This is a genomic window from Sedimentibacter sp. B4, from assembly GCF_000309315.1.
Classification (GTDB): Bacteria; Bacillota; Clostridia; order Tissierellales; family Sedimentibacteraceae; genus Sedimentibacter; species Sedimentibacter saalensis.
The window spans coordinates 1-17,677 of sequence record NZ_CANG01000044.1; the positions used below are offsets into that span (position 1 = coordinate 1).

Here is a 17,677-nt window from a genome sequence, read left to right on the forward strand (position 1 = left end):
GAGGTCCGCCCCTACGCACTGGCATATGACGTATGCATTGAATTTGGATTCCATATTGTAGGGGAGAACCTTGTGTTCTCCCGCAAATGACAAGCTGTTTATTTCTTTTTTCGTTTCATTGATTTGCCTGTCTTTGTTCCAAAAAAGGAAAATGCCAAAATCAATGCCATGTATGCAATATAAAGAATATTAAATTCTCTTGATGAGTACAATGCTAAAATTATTACACCAGGCATGCTTAAAGACAGCATGTACAGCCATGTGTAAGTTGGTTTTAAAAATCCCAGAACAATGCCCACTATTCCGTAAATTATCAACACAATTAATATTGTAACCAGCCTCTCATATACGAGCCCATCTGAAAAAACCGACACAAATACTCCAAAAAAACCTATGAGTGCTCCGGCAACCAAGGTTATTAAACTTCCTATAACATTTGATTTAACAACATCCTTCATAATATCACCGCCAGTTATTTTAAAAGTTTTTTTAATTATATATTATAATATATGAAAGTCAATAAAAAATACTATATTCAATATAAATATATGATATAATATAGCAATTAAAAAATAAATTAAGGATAGGAGAAAATATGGCTAAAACAAATATCAGTGCAAGTCTTAAGGGAAACATGGCCTTTGAAATGGAAATCAATGGTCACAAAGTAACAACGGACGCAACAGTAGAAAATGGCGGAAACAATCTTGGACCAAGTCCTAAGGCACTTTTGCTGGCAGGATTAATTGGTTGTTCAGGAATAGATGTAATGACAATCACCAAAAAGATGAGATTAGAAATTGAAGATGTGAATGTGGATATTGAAGCTGAAACAAGAGAAGAAGATCCTAAAATTTACAATTACATAAAAATAATTTACAAGTTCAAGGGAAAAGATTTGAGCTATGACAAGCTTGAAAGAGCTGTGAAGCTTTCCATGGAAAAATATTGCGGAGTGGCGGCAATGCTTGAGAAAGCAGTTCCCATAACTTACGAAATCAAAATAGAAGAATAGTATTATAAACAGGAGAAAAAAATGAATTGGATTGAAGTGTCAATATATACCACTACAAATGGAATTGAAATTATAAACGGAGCCTTGATAAAACTTGGAATCAATGATGCAGTAATTGAAGATGCCAGCGTTTTTGAAGATTTTCTCCACGATGACACAATGAACTGGGATTATTATGATGAAGAACTCACAAAAATGAAGGATTGCGAAAGCTGTATCAAGGTTTATCTTGCTGACAACAGCCAGGGTAATGAGCTCTTCGGTGAAATAAAAAAGTTTGTTGAAAATCTTAATACAGAATATAAGGATGTTGATTTTGGAAGGCTTGAAATAACAACAAGAACATTGAATGAAGAAGACTGGGCAAACAATTGGAAACAGTATTTCAAACCCTTTACGGTTTCAGACAAAATAATAATCAAGCCATCATGGGAAGAGTACAATGAATCAACAGAAGGAAAATTAATTCTTGAAATCGATCCGGGAATGAGCTTTGGAACAGGTCAGCATCACACAACGCGCCTATGCATTGAACAAATAATAAAGCATATGACAGAAGGAATGAGAGTACTTGACATGGGCTGCGGAAGCGGTATTTTGTCAATTGCTTCAATACTGCTTGGAGCAGAAAACTGTGTGGGAGTTGACATCGATGAAAATGCAGTGAGAATTGCAAAGGAAAATGCAGAACTAAACAACATTTATGAAGACCGATTCACTGTTTACTGCGGAGATGTCACAAATGATGAAAAGCTTCAGGAAAAAATAGGAAACAACAAGTACGATATGATAGCTGTAAACATTATTGCTCAGATTATAATGGGAATGAGCATGACTTTTCCAAAGTTTCTGAAAAAAGGCGGACTTGTAATTGCCTCAGGCATAATAAAAAAATATCTGCAGGATGTGCTGGATAACTTTAAGGAATTGGGTTTTGAAGTTATAGAAATAAACGATAGCGAAGAATGGGTTTGCGTAACTGCGATACTCAGATAGTGAGGTAAAAATGTTCAGATATTTTTGTTCAAATGACTGCATTGAAAACAATTCGGTGAGTGTTACCGGAGGGGATGCAAGGCATTTAAAGACAATTTTGCGCGCTCAGGAAGGTGACATCATTTCAGTTGTAACAGACAACAACGAATATAAAGCAAGGATTGAAGCAATTAACAAGGATGACATAGTTTGCAGCCTTATTGAAGAAATACAAAGAAACAATGAATCAAAAATCAATATAACACTTTGTCAGGGCATTCCAAAACAGACAAAGATGGAAACAATCATTCAGCAAAACGTGGAACTTGGGATTAAGAGCTTCATTCCTTTAATAACAGAACGAACTGTTGTAAAGCTCAACGACAAGGACAGAGAGCAGAAAAAGCTTGAACGCTGGCAAAAAATAGCCAAGGAATCTGCAAAGCAAAGCAAAAGAAACATAATTCCCCAGGTTGAAGAAATTACAACTGTCAAGGAACTTGTTGAACGTTTGAAGCAGGAAGATGCTGAAGTAATAGTTCCTTATGAGCTTGAAGACATGAAAATTCTTAAAGATGTGCTGAAGGAGCCAAAAGATAATTACTATATTATAATAGGTCCTGAAGGTGGCTTTGATATAAAGGAAATAGAAATGTTCAAGGAAGTAGGAGCTCATATTGTCACATTGGGCAAAAGAATATTAAGGACAGAAACTGCAGGTGTTGTAGCAGCTTCTGTTGTAATGTACGCCTGTAACGAAATGGTGTAATTAAGAAGAGCGGATTTTATTTTGTAGGGGAGAACTACTGTTTCCTCGCAGATAATAATTATTGAGATAATAACAACACGGGCGGACACGAGGTCCGCCCCTACGCATCGATATGACGTATGTAGTGAATCTGGATTTCATATTGTAGGCGAGAACATATGCTTGTATAATGTTGAAAAATGGCTTTAGAAAAATGCTTTTTTTAGAAAAATTTGGAGACAAAACATTAATAATGAGTTATACTTATAGTAAGTAATCTAAATAATAAGGAGGAATGTGTTAGAAATGAAAAAACTACAATTAACAACCAAAATTTTTATTGGCTTGGCGCTAGGTATTTTATTAGGAATTATTCTTCAACCAAACCCTGACATTGCAGTAAAATTTGTCAAGCCATTCGGAACATTGTTCTTAAATCTAATTAAACTTGTAATTGTACCACTGGTATTTTCTTCTCTTGTTGTTGGAACATGCGGCATGGACGATGTAAGAAAGCTTGGCAGAATAGGTGGGAAAACGGTAGCCTATTACATGCTCACAACTGCTTTTGCAGTAACAATTGGTCTTATTCTTGCAAATTTAAGCAATGTAGGCGGAGGTTTCAGCATACCTGTTGATGCCAAGGTTGAAGTTGCTGCGGCTCCAAACGTTATTGACACTCTGCTTAATATTATTCCTTCAAATCCATTAAAAGCTCTTGTTGATGGAAACATGCTTCAAATAATTGCATTTGCTCTGATTATAGGCGCAGGAATAATAGGAATCGGAGAAAAAGGTAAAGTATTGTTCAATTTCTTTGATTCCATGGCTGATGTTATGTACAAAATCATAGCAGTAATCATGGAATTTGCACCAATAGGAGTTTTTGCTCTTATTACTCCGGTTGTTGCACAAAACGGACCCGGTGTTCTTCTTCCTCTTTTAAAACTCATAGTGGTTGTTTATGCAGGCTGTGCAATTCACGCATTGTTTACTTATTCAGCAACAGTTTCTCTGTTTGCAAAGGTTAGCCCTGTTAAATTCTTCAAAGGAATAGCTCCTGCCATGGTGTTTGCATTTACCACTGCCAGCAGTTCAGCAACATTGCCTATAAGCATGAAGCGTTCAGAAGAAAATCTTGGGGTTCCAAAATCAGTAACAAGCTTTGTTCTTCCTCTTGGAGCTACAATCAACATGGACGGAACAGCAATTTACCAGGGAGTTTGTGCATTTTTCATAGCTCAAGTATACGGAATTAATCTTCCTATTTCCGCTCAGCTTACAATAATACTTACTGCTACACTTGCTTCAATAGGAACTGCAGGAGTTCCCGGCGCCGGCATGATTATGCTTGGCATGGTTCTGCAGTCAGTTGGTCTTCCTATAGAAGGTATTGCTCTCATAGCAGGAGTTGACAGAATTCTCGACATGATGAGAACGATGATAAACATCACTGGAGATGCTGCTTGTGCAACTATAATAGCAGCAACAGAAGGCGAACTGAACAGATCAGTTTACGAAAAAACAGCGTCTTCAGCTAAATAGTATAACATATATAAATGTATGAAAAATAAATAAAAAATTTCGAAATTTTGTTAAAAAAATGCCATAGTCCATGAAAATTGGCACTGCATTGAATTCCAATATTTTGAAAATAATGAATATTAATGATGAAAAATGATTTTTCTTGAGAAAAATCATTTTTTTTGTAAAATTGTAAAGACAAGAAGCGTAAAATAAGTTATAATATTTGAGAATCAAAATAAAGAGGAGAAATGACAACATGAATGAAAAAACACAAAGTAAAAAGCTACAATTAACAACTAAGATTTTCATCGGTTTAGCAGCCGGCATTATCCTTGGAATTGCCCTTCAATCAAATCCGGATATTGCTGTTAATTACGTTAAACCATTAGGAACTTTGTTTTTAAACCTTATTAAACTTGTAATTGTGCCGCTGGTATTTTCTTCACTGGTAGTTGGGGCATGCAGCATGGATGATGTCAGGAAGCTTGGAAGAATCGGCGGAAAGACTGTGGCTTATTACATGCTTACAACAGCATTTGCTGTTACAATCGGACTTATTTTAGCTAATGTGAGCAATGTAGGAGGAGGCTTCAGCATTCCTGTGGATGCAACAGTTGAAATTGCAGAGGCTCCAAGTATAATTGACACACTGTTAAACATCATACCTTCAAATCCGCTGAAAGCGCTTGTTGAAGGAAACATGCTTCAAGTTATAGCATTTGCACTCATTGTAGGAGCAGGTATAATTGGAATCGGGGAAAAGGGAAAGGTTTTGTTTAATTTCTTCGATGCCATGGCAGAAGTAATGTATAAAATTATTGCAGTAATAATGGAATACGCTCCAATAGGTGTATTTGCACTTATAACTCCTGTTGTTGCCCAAAACGGACCGGGAGTGTTGCTGCCGCTTTTAAAATTGATATTGGTAGTATATGCAGGTTGTATACTGCATGCTGTTTTCACTTATTCTTCAACAGTGAGCCTATTTGCAAAGGTGAATCCTGTTCAGTTCTTTAAGGGAGTTGCACCAGCTACAGTGTTTGCATTTACAACAGCAAGCAGCTCAGGAACACTGCCTATAACAATGAAGCGTTCAGAAGAAAATTTAGGAGTTTCTAAATCAATAAGCAGCTTCGTGCTTCCACTGGGAGCTACAATTAACATGGATGGTACTGCCATATATCAAGGAGTGTGTGCATTCTTCATTGCTCAGGTTTATGGAATTGATCTTCCCATTTCAGCACAGCTTACAATAATACTTACTGCAACTCTGGCATCAATAGGAACAGCAGGAGTACCTGGAGCAGGAATGATAATGCTTGGAATGGTTCTGCAGTCAGCAGGTCTTCCAATAGAAGGTATTGCACTAATTGCAGGAGTTGACAGAGTTCTGGATATGATGAGAACATGCATAAACGTTACAGGGGATGCTGCATGTGCAGTAATTGTTTCTGCAACTGAAGGAGAACTTGACAGATCAGTTTTCGAAAACAAGTCAGGTAAATAAATATAAAATTGTATTAACATTATAATAATGATATAATTGGAGCTGAAAAAGCACAGGTCGATGGCATAGAAATATTCGGCGTTGTCATTCTGAGGGCGTAGCCCGAAGAATCTCATATTTTCAATAAGATGAGATCCTTCACTAACGATCAGGATGACAGTGTCAGGGTTTGTCAATAGTCTGAGCTGAAATTCAGTTCCTTTTTATTTATAAATAAAATTACCTGGCTGGAAATTAAAAATATATTATTGACGGGTAGAAATTTCATGGGAAAAGTGCAAAACATTAAAATTAATTTACTACTAAGGGCCGATTAATCAATAGAGAGGTAAAAAATGAAAAAACTTGGAGTATACATACATGTTCCATTTTGTAAAAAGAAGTGCAATTACTGCGATTTTTATTCTGTGAAGTGGGATGATGAATGGGAAACTAAATATACAGAAGCAGTTATACATGAAATTAATAGTTACAAAGAAATGCTGGGACATAAGTACATAGTTGATACCGTATATTTTGGAGGTGGAACTCCAACTATTATAAAGCCTTCCAATTTAAAAAGAATTTTAGACAGCATCAGTCTTATTGCAGACATTGACAAAGATGCAGAAATAAGCATGGAAGCAAATCCAAACACGTTGACTGATGAAAATTTAAATCAGTACAGAGAAACAGGAATTAACCGCCTCAGCATAGGAATTCAGTCCCTTAACGATGAAATACTAAAAAAAATAGGAAGAATTCACAACAGCAAAGAAGCCCTTGAGGCCATAGACAGGGCTAAGAAACATGGATTTGAAAATATAAACGCAGATGCTATGTTTAACATACCCGTCCAGACTACTTCAGATATTGAAGACACACTGACTAGAATAATGGAAAGAGGAGTGAAACATATTTCTTTTTATTCTTTGAAGTTAGAAAAGGGAACGCCATTGCATTCCATGGAACAGAAAAATTTAATCACTATGCCCGACGAGGACGAAGAAAGAAACATGTACTACAAGGGTAGAATTGTCATGGAAAAAAACAATTTGTTCCAATATGAAATTTCAAATTTTGCAGTTGAAGGTTTTTCGTGCAGACATAATCTTAAGTACTGGAATCAGGAGGAATACATAGGAATAGGTCCATCAGCCCATTCATTCATGAACAGCATAAGGTACAGCAACCCTTCAGATTTGAATTTGTACTGCAAAAATTCGATAGAAAATAATTTCAACAGAATAATTCAGGAAGAGATGAACAAAGAAGAGCTGATGTTTGAATATATAATGCTTAGATTAAGGCTTACAGAAGGTCTTGATGCTGCTGAATTCAAAAGAAAATTCAATGTTGATTTTAATGAAAAATATAGTGAACAAATAAAATATCTCACAGACAACAAGCTCATTGAATACAACGGGAGCATTGTGAAGCTAACCCAAAGGGGAATGGATATTTCAAATTATGTCTTTGAAGAATTCATGGAATGACGCTGTCTCTTTAAGGTGCAATCAATAAAAAACTATGGCATTGTATTGTTGTGGCGCAAAATAAAACCTTCGACGTTGTCATCCTGAGCATAGCGAAGGATCTCAGTTTTTTAAATTTAAAGATGAGATCCTTCGGCTTCGCCTCAGGATGACAACAAGTTGTAACATCATCACATATTGACAAAAAAATTAATTTTATCTATTGACAAAATAAATGTAAAGTAGTATCTTATATCTAGAGATTAGCACTCGACGTTGATGAGTGCTAACAAAGAAAATGAGGTGATGAAATGTCTTTGGATAAGAGAAAAGTGAAGATTTTAAAAGCAATTATCTCAAGTTACATTGATAATGCTGAAGCTGTCGGCTCAAGGACAATTTCAAAGAAATATGAACTTGGTGTCAGCCCTGCCACAATCAGAAATGAAATGTCTGATTTGGAAGAAATGGGTTTTCTTGTTCAGCCTCACGCATCAGCTGGAAGAATACCAACTGACAAAGCCTACAGATACTATGTGGATGATTTGTGGAAAAAGGTGCAGGATCCGTCAAACACAAATCTGGATCAGTTAAGGAATATAATCGAAGACAAGTCAAATGAACTGGATTCTGTATTTAAGAATTCAGTTAGAATTTTGTCCCAGTTTACTAAATATACATCATTTATAGTAGCACCCCAGCTTAAGCAGTCAGTTATTAAAAGAATTCAACTTGTTCCCATAACTGATACAAAATTATTGCTTCTAATAATACTTCAAAGCAACATAGTAAAACAGGTTACTTTTAGAATGAGCAGTCCAATACCTTTTGACCAGATGGACAAAATTTCGGCGGCTCTATCTGAAAAGCTCTACGGATATAAGCTTGAAGATGTGGATTCAATTAAGGATAGCTTAATAGAACAGCTGTACCATGTAAGAGAACACAGCAACGATTCATTGATGGAGCTTTTGCCGTATCTTATGGATCAAATCAGCAAGTTAGAAGAGATTAATGTGTATTCTGATGGCATTACAAATATTTTGGATTTGCCTGAATATAACGACGTTGTCAAAGCAAGAGAATTTATTTCATTTGTAGAAGACAAGAGCAGTATTGCAAAATTGCTGCAGTTTGTCGGTGAAAATGATTTGGCAATAACTATAGGACATGAAAATCAATATGAGGCATTGAGAGACTGCAGTTTAATAACTGCAACATACAAATTCAATGGAAAACTCATCGGGAAAATCGGCGTAATCGGCCCTACAAGGATGGATTACAGCAAGGTTATTTCCACTGTAAAATCAATGTCTGAAGCAATGAATGAAATTATAAATCAGAACTTTGACGATGAAAATAAGGAGTGAAGAAATGGCTAAGGCTAAAAAGCATGATGAAGAAAAGGTAACAGAAAAGCAACAGGACAACGAAACTTCAAATGCAGCAAATGAAGAATCAGTTTCAAAGGAAAATGAAGAAAATAAAAATAATAAGGAAACAGAAATAGAAGATAAAAAGGAATCAAACAATGAAGAGGTGGAAATCTTAAACAACAGGTTGTTGAGACTTCAAGCCGACTTCCTTAATTATAAGAGCAGGACTGAAAAAGAAAAGTTGTCTTCATATGGCAATGCTGTTTCAGACATGATTCTGGAACTTCTGCCAGTTGTAGATAATCTTGAAAGAGCTCTTGCAGCAGAAAATTCAGAAAACAACACTTTCAAAGAAGGCGTACAGATGGTTTATACTCAGCTTATGGGAATCCTTGATAAAAAAGGATTGAAAGAAGTTGAATCACTACATAAGCAGTTTGACCACAACGTGCATTACGGAGTTGCATTTGAAGCAAGCGATGAATTTGAAGACGGAATCATACTTGATGTTCTTCAGAAAGGCTACACAGTCAACGACAAGCTTGTAAGACCAGCAATGGTAAGAATCTGCAGAAAATAAAAATATAACCGGGAGGTATTAACTTCCCACAAAATCAAAAAAACAACATGTAGGGGAGGACCTCGTGTCCTCCCGCATCAGAATCAAAAGTTATCCTAAGCATATGCGAAGGATCTCATAAATAAAGTAAAAATTAAATTTAATTATAAATGGAGGAAAAAATGAGTAAAGTTATAGGTATTGACTTAGGAACTACTAACTCTTGTGTAGCAGTTATGGAAGGCGGAGAAGCCGTTGTTATAGCAAATGTGGAAGGTAAAAGAACGACTCCTTCAATCGTAGCATTCACAAAAGATGGGGAAAGATTGGTTGGAGAAACAGCTAAAAGACAGGCAGTTACAAACCCAGACAGAACAATCTCTTCTATTAAAAGAGAAATGGGTACTGACCACAAAGTAAAAATTGATGCAAAATCATATTCACCACAGGAAATATCAGCATTCATACTTCAAAAATTAAAAGCTGACGCAGAAAGCTATTTGGGAGAAACAGTAACAGAAGCAGTTATAACTGTTCCGGCATACTTCTCAGACAGCCAGAGACAGGCAACAAAAGATGCAGGTAAAATTGCAGGCCTTGAAGTAAAAAGAATTATAAACGAACCAACAGCTGCAGCTCTTGCATATGGTATCGACAAAGAAGACCACATGCAGACAATCATGGTGTATGACCTTGGCGGTGGTACATTTGACGTTTCAATACTTGAAATAGGCGAAGGCGTGTTTGAAGTTAAAGCAACAGCAGGAAACAACAGACTTGGCGGAGACGATTTCGACCAGGTAATCATAAATTACTTAGCAGACCAGTTCCAGAAAGAAAATGGAATTGATTTAAGAAAAGACAAAATGTCTCTTCAAAGATTGAAAGAAGCTGCAGAAACAGCTAAGAAGGAATTGTCAAGCGCAATGACTTCAACAATCAATCTGCCATTTATCACAGCAACACAAGAAGGACCAAAACACTTAAACATGGATCTTTCAAGAGCAAAATTCAATGAACTTACAGCATTCTTAGTAGAAAAAACAGTTGAACCTGTTAAAAAAGCAATGTCTGATGCAAAACTTACAGCTAATGACATTGACAGAGTATTGCTTGTTGGTGGTTCTACAAGAATCCCTGCAGTACAGGACGCTGTTAAGAGACTTACAGGAAAAGATCCTCACAAGGGAATCAACCCTGACGAATGCGTTGCTTTGGGAGCAGCTATCCAAGGCGGAGTATTGACAGGAGAATTCGGCAACGACATATTGCTTGTTGACGTAACTCCATTGTCACTGGGAATTGAAACATTAGGCGGAGTATTCACTAAATTAATAGACAGAAACACAAGAATACCAACTAAGAAGAGCCAGGTGTTCTCAACAGCAGCAGACAACCAGCCTGCAGTTGATATCCACGTTCTCCAGGGTGAAAGACAAATGGCAAATGACAACATTTCATTAGGAAGATTCCAGTTGTCAGGAATAGTACCTGCACCAAGAGGAATTCCACAGATCGAAGTAACATTTGACATAGATGCTAACGGTATAGTTAACGTAAGTGCAAAAGATTTAGGAACAGGAAAAGAACAAAAAATCACAATCACTGCTTCTACAAAAATGTCAGACGCTGACATTGAAAAGAAAGTCAAAGAAGCTGAACAATATGCAGAAGAAGACAAGAAGAGAAAAGAAGACATTGAAATCAAAAACAATGCAGACACTCTTGTATATCAGACAGAAAAAACATTGAAAGACTTAGAAGGTAAAATTTCAGCAGAAGAAAAAGCTTCAGCTCAATCTGCAGCAGATGAACTGAAAAAAGCTATAGAAAGCAATGACACAGCTCAAATGAAAGATAAAACTGAAAAGCTGACAAAAGTATTCAATGACTTGGCTCAAAAGCTTTATGCACAAGCTGGTCCTCAGGCAGGAGCTGAAGGTGGAGCAGACTTCAGCCAGGGTTCACAAGGACCTGATGACAATGTAGTAGACGCTGAATTTGAAGAAATCCACGACGACGACAACAAGTAAAAAATAAAATTAAAATGACAGTTAATACCAAGCTAAATCTTTTTTTAAGATTTAGCTTGGTTAATGTAAAAACAACACTAATAAATAAGACAATATGTAGTGTAGGGGAGGACCTCGTGTCCTCCCGCTTTAGAAACAAATAAATATCATTTCTAAAAGATATTTTGGCTGGTTATACCTGCCAATAAATCAGTCAGGGCGACAGTCCTTCTGATATAACAGAGGTGGTGAGGAGAAATTTATGGCAAAAAGAGATTATTATGAAGTCCTGGGAATTGAAAAGGGCGCAGATGAAAAAGAAATAAAATCAGCATTCAGAAAACTGGCAAAACAGTATCACCCTGACCTGAACCCGGACAACAAAGAAGCAGAAGCTAAATTCAAGGAAATAAATGAAGCCTATGAAGTTCTCAGTGACCCGGATAAAAAAGCTAAATATGACCAGTTCGGACATGCAGCATTTGACCAGAGCCAAGGCTTTGGAGGAGCAGGCGGTGCAGGATTCAACGACTTCGGAGACATATTCGGCGATATATTTGGTGACTTCTTTGGAGGTGGATTCAGCGGAGGCGGCAGCTCAAGAGCGCAAAGAACTGGTCCTAAGGCAGGTTCAGACCTTAAGATCAAGCTGGACATAACATTTGAAGAAGCAGCATTCGGAACTAAAAAGGAAATTAAAATAAATCGTATAGAAAAATGCCACGTATGCGACGGTACAGGAGCTAAAAAAGGAACATCTAAGAAAACATGTCCTACATGTAACGGAGCAGGTAGCGTTAAGACAGTCCAAAGAACACCTTTCGGACAATTTGCAAGCACGAAAATATGCACCACATGCAACGGAACCGGAGAAGTGGTGGAAGAACCATGTACATCATGCAGCGGAACAGGCAAGGAAAAGAAATCAAGAAAGCTTTCAATCAACATCCCTGCAGGAGTTGACACAGGCAGTGTAATACCACTTAGAGGCGAGGGAAACCACGGAGAACGTGGGGGCCCGGCAGGAGATTTGTACGTATACATCAACGTTAAAGAACATGAACTGTTTGAAAGAGACGGTAACGACGTATGGTGTGAAATACCTATATCATTTGCCAAGGCAGCTCTAGGCGGTTCCATAGAAGTTACGACTCTCGAAGGTAAAGTAAAATATGAAGTACCTGAAGGAACACAGCCGGGAACAGTATTCAGACTGAAAAACAAAGGTATCAAAAACCTAAGAGGCGCAGGCAAAGGCGACCAGTACGTAAGAATTAAAATTGACGTACCTAAGAAACTTACAGACAAACAAAAAACAATCCTCGAACAATTCGCAGAAGAAATGGGTGAAAAACCCGACAACGACAAAAAAGGGTTCTTCGGCAAGATGAAGGATGCGTTTAAGGATTAAATATTCAGTATAAATTAAGACGCTTTCGGGCGTCTTTTGGTATTTAGGGTGTAAGTATAGATATCAAAATATAACAAATATTGACTTTAAAATTAATTCTGATATAATTATAGCAATGTTGTTATATTTAGTTTTGTAAAGTTTTTATTGATAACGTTTAAGATAAAAATTGTTGTATGGGAAGCAATATAAGATAAGAATGTGATTTTATCAATTTTCAATGTATAATTAAATGAAAAGATGGGGGCATTTAATTATTGATTTGACAGAATTAATAAATTAATATTTTTATTTATTTCAAATTATTCATATTTTTTATTTTAAATATTTTAAATACTTTAATTACTTTAATTATAAAAGATACAATTCAACCCCAAAATATTATAATAGGTATTTGGGGTTTTTGATTGCTCTATAAATGTTAATTGTAAAGCTATATTTCGTATTATAATTAATCAAACATAATTGTTAATCTATTATATTCCTATGGAGTTAAAAATGAAAAAAATCAGTTTATTGATACCAGTTTATAATGAAGAAGAGACATTGTATTCATTGTTTAATGAAGTCAGCATTGTTATAAAAAATTTACTTACTTATGATTTTGAAATATTGTTTGTTGACGATGGGAGTGCTGATAAATCTTTAAGTATAATAAAAGAACTTCATAGAAAGGATTCCAGAGTGAATTATATTAGCTTTTCTAGGAACTTTGGAAAAGAAACTGCTATGATAGCTGGATTTGATTACGTTTCTGGTGATGCTGTTATAGTAATGGATGCCGATTTACAAGATCCTCCAAATTTAATACCTGATATGATAAAATACTGGGAGGAGGGATATGATGACGTTTATGCGAAGAGAAGGACTAGAGAAGGTGAAACTTGGTTAAAAAGGTATACGTCCCATGCTTTTTATAAAATACTTCAAAAATTAACCCAGATACCTATTCAGGAAGATACAGGAGATTTCAGACTTTTAGATAGAAGTGCTATTGAATCATTGAAGATGATGAGAGAAAAGCAAAGGTATACAAAGGGGATGTTTAGTTGGATTGGATTTAGTAAAAAAGAAATCTTGTTTGATAGAAGACCTAGACAAGCTGGTTCAACTAAATGGAATTATATGAAATTGTTCAACTTAGCGTTAGAAGGTGTTACTTCTTTTACCACCTTTCCGCTTAGGATTGCTTCAATTATAGGAATTATTGTTTCTATTTTCAGCATAATTTATATGCTTATTATTCTTATTAAAAGTTTGATATGGAAGGACCCTGTTCAAGGATATCCTTCCATGATGGTCACAATACTGTTTTTAGGTGGAGTTCAATTGGTTTCTCTTGGGATTATTGGAGAATATGTCGGAAGAATCTTCAACGAAACAAAACATAGACCTTTATATATTATTACTGAATATAATAATAAAAAAATTTATGATGGTGGAAAAATGTGAAAATATAAGAATTGTTTAGAATCAGGAGAAGTCAGGAGAATTGGGTATGAGTAGGTTAGGAAATATACATAAATTTTATGAAAAACATGTAATTTATGTTTTGATATTGCTTATATTAATTCAACTATTTGTAGTAACTATATTTGGATTGTATAAAGAATCGTATCACCTAGATGAGCTGTTTACTTTTGGTCTATCTAATAGTTATTTTATAACATTTATAAGCTATGAGGATGTATCAATGAAATGGCTTGGTCCGGACTTTTATAACGATTATTTTACTGTACAAACTAATGAGAGTTTCGCTTATGATTCTGTATATTATAATCAAGTTAATGATGTTCATCCGCCATTTTACTATTACATAATACATACAGTATGTTCGTTTTTTCCTAACATGTTTTCTAAATGGTTTGGAATAGGTGTCAATATAATATTTCTAGCCGGTACAGTTGTTGTTTTGTTTTTATTAGCAAGATTAATAAATAATAAAAATTCGTTGGCACTTATTATATGTGCTTCTTATGGGTTTAGTGCAGGAGCAATTAGTAATGCTGTTTTTATAAGAATGTATATGATGTTAACATTTTTTACAGTATTGACGACGTATTTGCATGGTTTGCTAATTTTAAAGAATAAACATATAATTGCAATAATTTTCTTGGTAATGATTGTAAACATACTAGGTTTTTTAACTCAATATCTATTTGTTGTATATGCATTTTTTATTGTCTGCGGGTATGTAATATATTTAGTTAAGAATAAAAAATGGGGAACTATGTTAATTTATACTGCTGCAATGTTGGGATGTGCTATAATTTGCATTTATTTATTTCCAGAGTGTATTCAACATATATTTAGTGGGAATAGAGGAATAGAAGCAATTAATAATTTCAGTAAAATTGGAGATTTTTTTATTAGAATCTTAATTTTCGTTTTACTATTATTAATTTCAACTTCATCATTACAAGTGTTGCTGACAACAATATTGGCAACAGTTTTTATCTGTTTTAAGAATAGTAAAATAAGTAGTAATAAATCTAATAGGTTATTTATAAATGTCAAGAACTATTTTTACAGTAATTTAAGTAATGAAAAGAAATTTATTTGTATAATAGTAATCATATCAACACTTCTTGCATTTTTAATTATTTCTAAAATTGCACCATATTATGAGTATAGGTACATATCATTTTTATTACCAAATATAAATATTTTTTCTATTATTCTGATTTATATAATTTTCCTAAATTTATTAGAAAATAAAAATTATGTGATGAAATTATTGATAATAATAATTTGCGGGTTCACTATAATATCATATCTAAAGGGCGATATTAAATATTTGTACAGTGATAGGTCAAATGATTTTGAAATTATAATGTCAGAATATTATTCTTATGATGCATATTGCTTTGCAACAAAAACTGAAAATATGACTATGGTAATTCCAATAATTAGTCATCATGATAGGTCATGCTATGTAGAAAGTGCTGAAGATATGTTAACTATGTTAGAAAATAATAGAGAAAATAATCCAATAGTTATATATTTTCCAAGGTGGGATCAGGAGGGTACCCAAGATACAACAGTTCTATCTAAAATAATTGAAAATAGTGAGTATACATCCTATATTCAACTAATTGGAAAGGAAGAAAGTGGATTGTCAACAAAAATTTATTTACTTAAATAAATTTCTAGAAAAACTTTCTAAATTGAGTTTTTTATAATATAAAAATTTAGATAACATCGACGTGAGGTGAGTAAAATTATTAAGGTGACCAAACCTGGAATTGTAAAAAATGAATATCTAATATTAACATTCGTAATTTTCCTGATATTTTTATTACACATAATTCATATTAGTGAATTTAGTATATTCTCTATACTAGATGATGAATATGGTTATTGGGGTAATGCTGCATATTTATCTGGATTAAATTGGTCTGATACCGTGTCGAAGATACCATACTATTCTTTTGGTTATTCTTTATTGCTAGTCCCGTTATTTTGGATTTTTGATAATACAATATATATGTACAGAGCGGCAATTTTTTTGAATAGTGTTATGATATGTGTTAGTTTTTTATTATGTTATAGTATTTCTAGAAAACTCATGAATAACGTAAATAGGTACATAATAATTAGCGTATCTTTTTTAATTTCAATGTATCCTACATATATTACATATGCATATATTGCTTGGAGTGAATGCTTATTAATGCTTATATACTGGCTTTTAACTTGGAGTTTTATTGGATTAAACATTAAATCTAAAGCTTATAAATTCTATTTGATAGGTTTTTTTAGCGGCTATATTTACTTTGTTCATCAAAGAGCTTTGGGAATATTAATATCTAGTATAGTGGTAGTTTTAATTATGAAAATTAATAAAAAAATTAATATCAGGCAACTTATGCGCGTTTTTATTTCTATTATCTTAATCATGATAATAGGATATTATATTAAAAATGATATTCAGAGCAGCTTATGGCTTGATGGTGCAGAACTCCCGATTAATGATTATTCTGGTCAAATAAGTAAATTAGATCAACTTTTTAGCGTAGGAGGATTTTTAAAGGCATTAAATATTTTTGTGGGTCAATTTTTTTACTTAGGAGCTACAAGTTATCTTATATTTTATTTTGGATTATATCAATTAATAAAAGAATCGTCAAAAATGTTACGACGAAATAATATAAAAAATTTTTTTTCGGATAGTCATAATTCTTATGAATATATGTATATGTTTTTGACGACTTCTGTGATAATTACAATGTCAATAAGTGCTATATTTTTTATTAACCCAATAAGAATAAATGAAATTGTATTCGGTAGATATAACGAAATGGTTTTAGGACCTACTATGTTGATTGGTTTAACACTGATTGTAAAAGGAAATGAGTTGAATAATAAGTATTTTACATATATTTTATTGTTTTTTTGCTTAATAACAATTATTACGGTTTATAATATCAATTTTTCTGGCTTAAATGATTACCAAACTATTGATATAGTAGGATTATTAATACAACCTCCGTATGGAATCTATATAAATGCTATAGTGGTTATGATGGTTTTTAGGTTAATTACTATATCTTTTAGTACAAATAGTAAATTGAGACTTGTAACTCTTTTTTTAATAGCTAGTATATTTTTTGCAATAGGAGAATCACAATCAAGATCTTTAGCTATTCAGAATCAAGAAATGACAAGAATGCTAATGATTACTAATATAATAAATTCCGAAGAAAAAGAGTTGCCTATTTATTTTTTGTGTAATGATACTGAAAATCCTTCAGCAGTTGTATGGAACAATAGAATAATTCGAGATAGATCTGTTGCTGACTGCTATCAATTTATTTTAAAAGATAAATGTATTAAGCCAATTGATACTGTAGAGTTAAGAGAAATAAAAGAAGATAAGTTTGTATTAACTACAAACAATGTTGATATTTCAAAACTATTAAATGATTATCGAATTTGTAGTAGTAATGAAGTAAGTGTATTATTAAAATCAAGATAAAGTATAAATGATTAGATATTAATTACCAATTATTTATGTTATAATATTCATGATTAAAATGCTTTTTTATAATAGTAATAAATATCGTTATGAAATTAATGTGAGAGGAATTAAT

At 33.7% G+C, this 17,677-nt stretch carries 14 protein-coding genes; 13 read left to right on the forward strand and 1 reads right to left on the reverse strand.

Features of this window, described 5'->3' with window-relative positions:
* Positions 1-98: 98 nt before the first annotated feature.
* Complete coding sequence (locus BN358_RS08905; protein WP_019228892.1) at positions 99-458, reverse strand: hypothetical protein; 360 nt, start codon at positions 456-458, stop codon at positions 99-101.
* 137 nt (positions 459-595) lie between these two features.
* On the opposite strand from BN358_RS08905, the gene BN358_RS08910 reads away from it, so the two are divergent.
* From BN358_RS08910 to BN358_RS08970, 13 genes are all read left to right on the forward strand, one after another.
* Positions 596-1,015: an OsmC family protein gene (locus BN358_RS08910; protein ID WP_019228893.1), complete on the forward strand. Its 420-nt coding sequence runs from the start codon at positions 596-598 to the stop codon at positions 1,013-1,015.
* A gap of 21 nt (positions 1,016-1,036) precedes the next feature.
* On the forward strand, positions 1,037-2,011 hold the full coding sequence (prmA, locus tag BN358_RS08915; RefSeq protein WP_019228894.1) for a 50S ribosomal protein L11 methyltransferase: 975 nt from the start codon (positions 1,037-1,039) through the stop codon (positions 2,009-2,011).
* Positions 2,012-2,021: 10 nt separating this feature from the next.
* Positions 2,022-2,759, forward strand: coding sequence for a 16S rRNA (uracil(1498)-N(3))-methyltransferase (locus BN358_RS08920; protein WP_019228895.1), 738 nt, complete (start codon positions 2,022-2,024; stop codon positions 2,757-2,759).
* Between the two features lie 285 nt (positions 2,760-3,044).
* Positions 3,045-4,283, forward strand: coding sequence for a dicarboxylate/amino acid:cation symporter (locus BN358_RS08925; RefSeq protein ID WP_040582268.1), 1,239 nt, complete (start codon positions 3,045-3,047; stop codon positions 4,281-4,283).
* 238 nt (positions 4,284-4,521) lie between these two features.
* Positions 4,522-5,772: a dicarboxylate/amino acid:cation symporter gene (locus BN358_RS08930; protein WP_019228897.1), complete on the forward strand. Its 1,251-nt coding sequence runs from the start codon at positions 4,522-4,524 to the stop codon at positions 5,770-5,772.
* Positions 5,773-6,107: 335 nt separating this feature from the next.
* The gene (hemW, locus tag BN358_RS08935; protein ID WP_019228898.1) at positions 6,108-7,247 is read left to right on the forward strand and encodes a radical SAM family heme chaperone HemW; all 1,140 of its coding nucleotides are present in this window, start codon (positions 6,108-6,110) and stop codon (positions 7,245-7,247) included.
* A 290-nt stretch (positions 7,248-7,537) separates the two neighbouring features.
* Positions 7,538-8,596 carry a heat-inducible transcriptional repressor HrcA gene (gene hrcA, locus BN358_RS08940; RefSeq protein ID WP_019228899.1) on the forward strand — a complete coding sequence of 353 codons (1,059 nt, stop codon included), beginning with the start codon at positions 7,538-7,540 and terminating at the stop codon, positions 8,594-8,596.
* 4 nt (positions 8,597-8,600) lie between these two features.
* Positions 8,601-9,182, forward strand: coding sequence for a nucleotide exchange factor GrpE (gene grpE / locus BN358_RS08945; protein WP_019228900.1), 582 nt, complete (start codon positions 8,601-8,603; stop codon positions 9,180-9,182).
* A 161-nt stretch (positions 9,183-9,343) separates the two neighbouring features.
* A complete protein-coding gene (gene dnaK / locus BN358_RS08950) occupies positions 9,344-11,194 on the forward strand; it encodes a molecular chaperone DnaK (RefSeq protein ID WP_019228901.1) in 1,851 nt (616 codons plus the stop codon).
* A 241-nt stretch (positions 11,195-11,435) separates the two neighbouring features.
* Positions 11,436-12,584 carry a molecular chaperone DnaJ gene (dnaJ, locus tag BN358_RS08955; RefSeq protein WP_019228902.1) on the forward strand — a complete coding sequence of 383 codons (1,149 nt, stop codon included), beginning with the start codon at positions 11,436-11,438 and terminating at the stop codon, positions 12,582-12,584.
* 498 nt (positions 12,585-13,082) lie between these two features.
* Positions 13,083-14,036 carry a glycosyltransferase family 2 protein gene (locus BN358_RS08960; protein ID WP_019228903.1) on the forward strand — a complete coding sequence of 318 codons (954 nt, stop codon included), beginning with the start codon at positions 13,083-13,085 and terminating at the stop codon, positions 14,034-14,036.
* A gap of 46 nt (positions 14,037-14,082) precedes the next feature.
* Complete coding sequence (locus BN358_RS08965) at positions 14,083-15,729, forward strand: hypothetical protein (protein WP_019228904.1); 1,647 nt, start codon at positions 14,083-14,085, stop codon at positions 15,727-15,729.
* A 528-nt stretch (positions 15,730-16,257) separates the two neighbouring features.
* Complete coding sequence (locus BN358_RS08970; protein WP_157593285.1) at positions 16,258-17,562, forward strand: hypothetical protein; 1,305 nt, start codon at positions 16,258-16,260, stop codon at positions 17,560-17,562.
* Positions 17,563-17,677 lie beyond the last annotated feature (115 nt).

Coding starts and splice junctions, on each gene's coding strand:
- BN358_RS08905 (WP_019228892.1), bottom strand. CDS start 458: ATGAAGGATGTTGTTAAATCAAATGTTATAGGAAGTTTAATAACCTTG.
- BN358_RS08910 (WP_019228893.1), top strand. CDS start 596: ATGGCTAAAACAAATATCAGTGCAAGTCTTAAGGGAAACATGGCCTTT.
- prmA (WP_019228894.1), top strand. CDS start 1,037: ATGAATTGGATTGAAGTGTCAATATATACCACTACAAATGGAATTGAA.
- BN358_RS08920 (WP_019228895.1), top strand. CDS start 2,022: ATGTTCAGATATTTTTGTTCAAATGACTGCATTGAAAACAATTCGGTG.
- BN358_RS08925 (WP_040582268.1), top strand. CDS start 3,045: ATGAAAAAACTACAATTAACAACCAAAATTTTTATTGGCTTGGCGCTA.
- BN358_RS08930 (WP_019228897.1), top strand. CDS start 4,522: ATGAATGAAAAAACACAAAGTAAAAAGCTACAATTAACAACTAAGATT.
- hemW (WP_019228898.1), top strand. CDS start 6,108: ATGAAAAAACTTGGAGTATACATACATGTTCCATTTTGTAAAAAGAAG.
- hrcA (WP_019228899.1), top strand. CDS start 7,538: ATGTCTTTGGATAAGAGAAAAGTGAAGATTTTAAAAGCAATTATCTCA.
- grpE (WP_019228900.1), top strand. CDS start 8,601: ATGGCTAAGGCTAAAAAGCATGATGAAGAAAAGGTAACAGAAAAGCAA.
- dnaK (WP_019228901.1), top strand. CDS start 9,344: ATGAGTAAAGTTATAGGTATTGACTTAGGAACTACTAACTCTTGTGTA.
- dnaJ (WP_019228902.1), top strand. CDS start 11,436: ATGGCAAAAAGAGATTATTATGAAGTCCTGGGAATTGAAAAGGGCGCA.
- BN358_RS08960 (WP_019228903.1), top strand. CDS start 13,083: ATGAAAAAAATCAGTTTATTGATACCAGTTTATAATGAAGAAGAGACA.
- BN358_RS08965 (WP_019228904.1), top strand. CDS start 14,083: ATGAGTAGGTTAGGAAATATACATAAATTTTATGAAAAACATGTAATT.
- BN358_RS08970 (WP_157593285.1), top strand. CDS start 16,258: ATGCTTATATACTGGCTTTTAACTTGGAGTTTTATTGGATTAAACATT.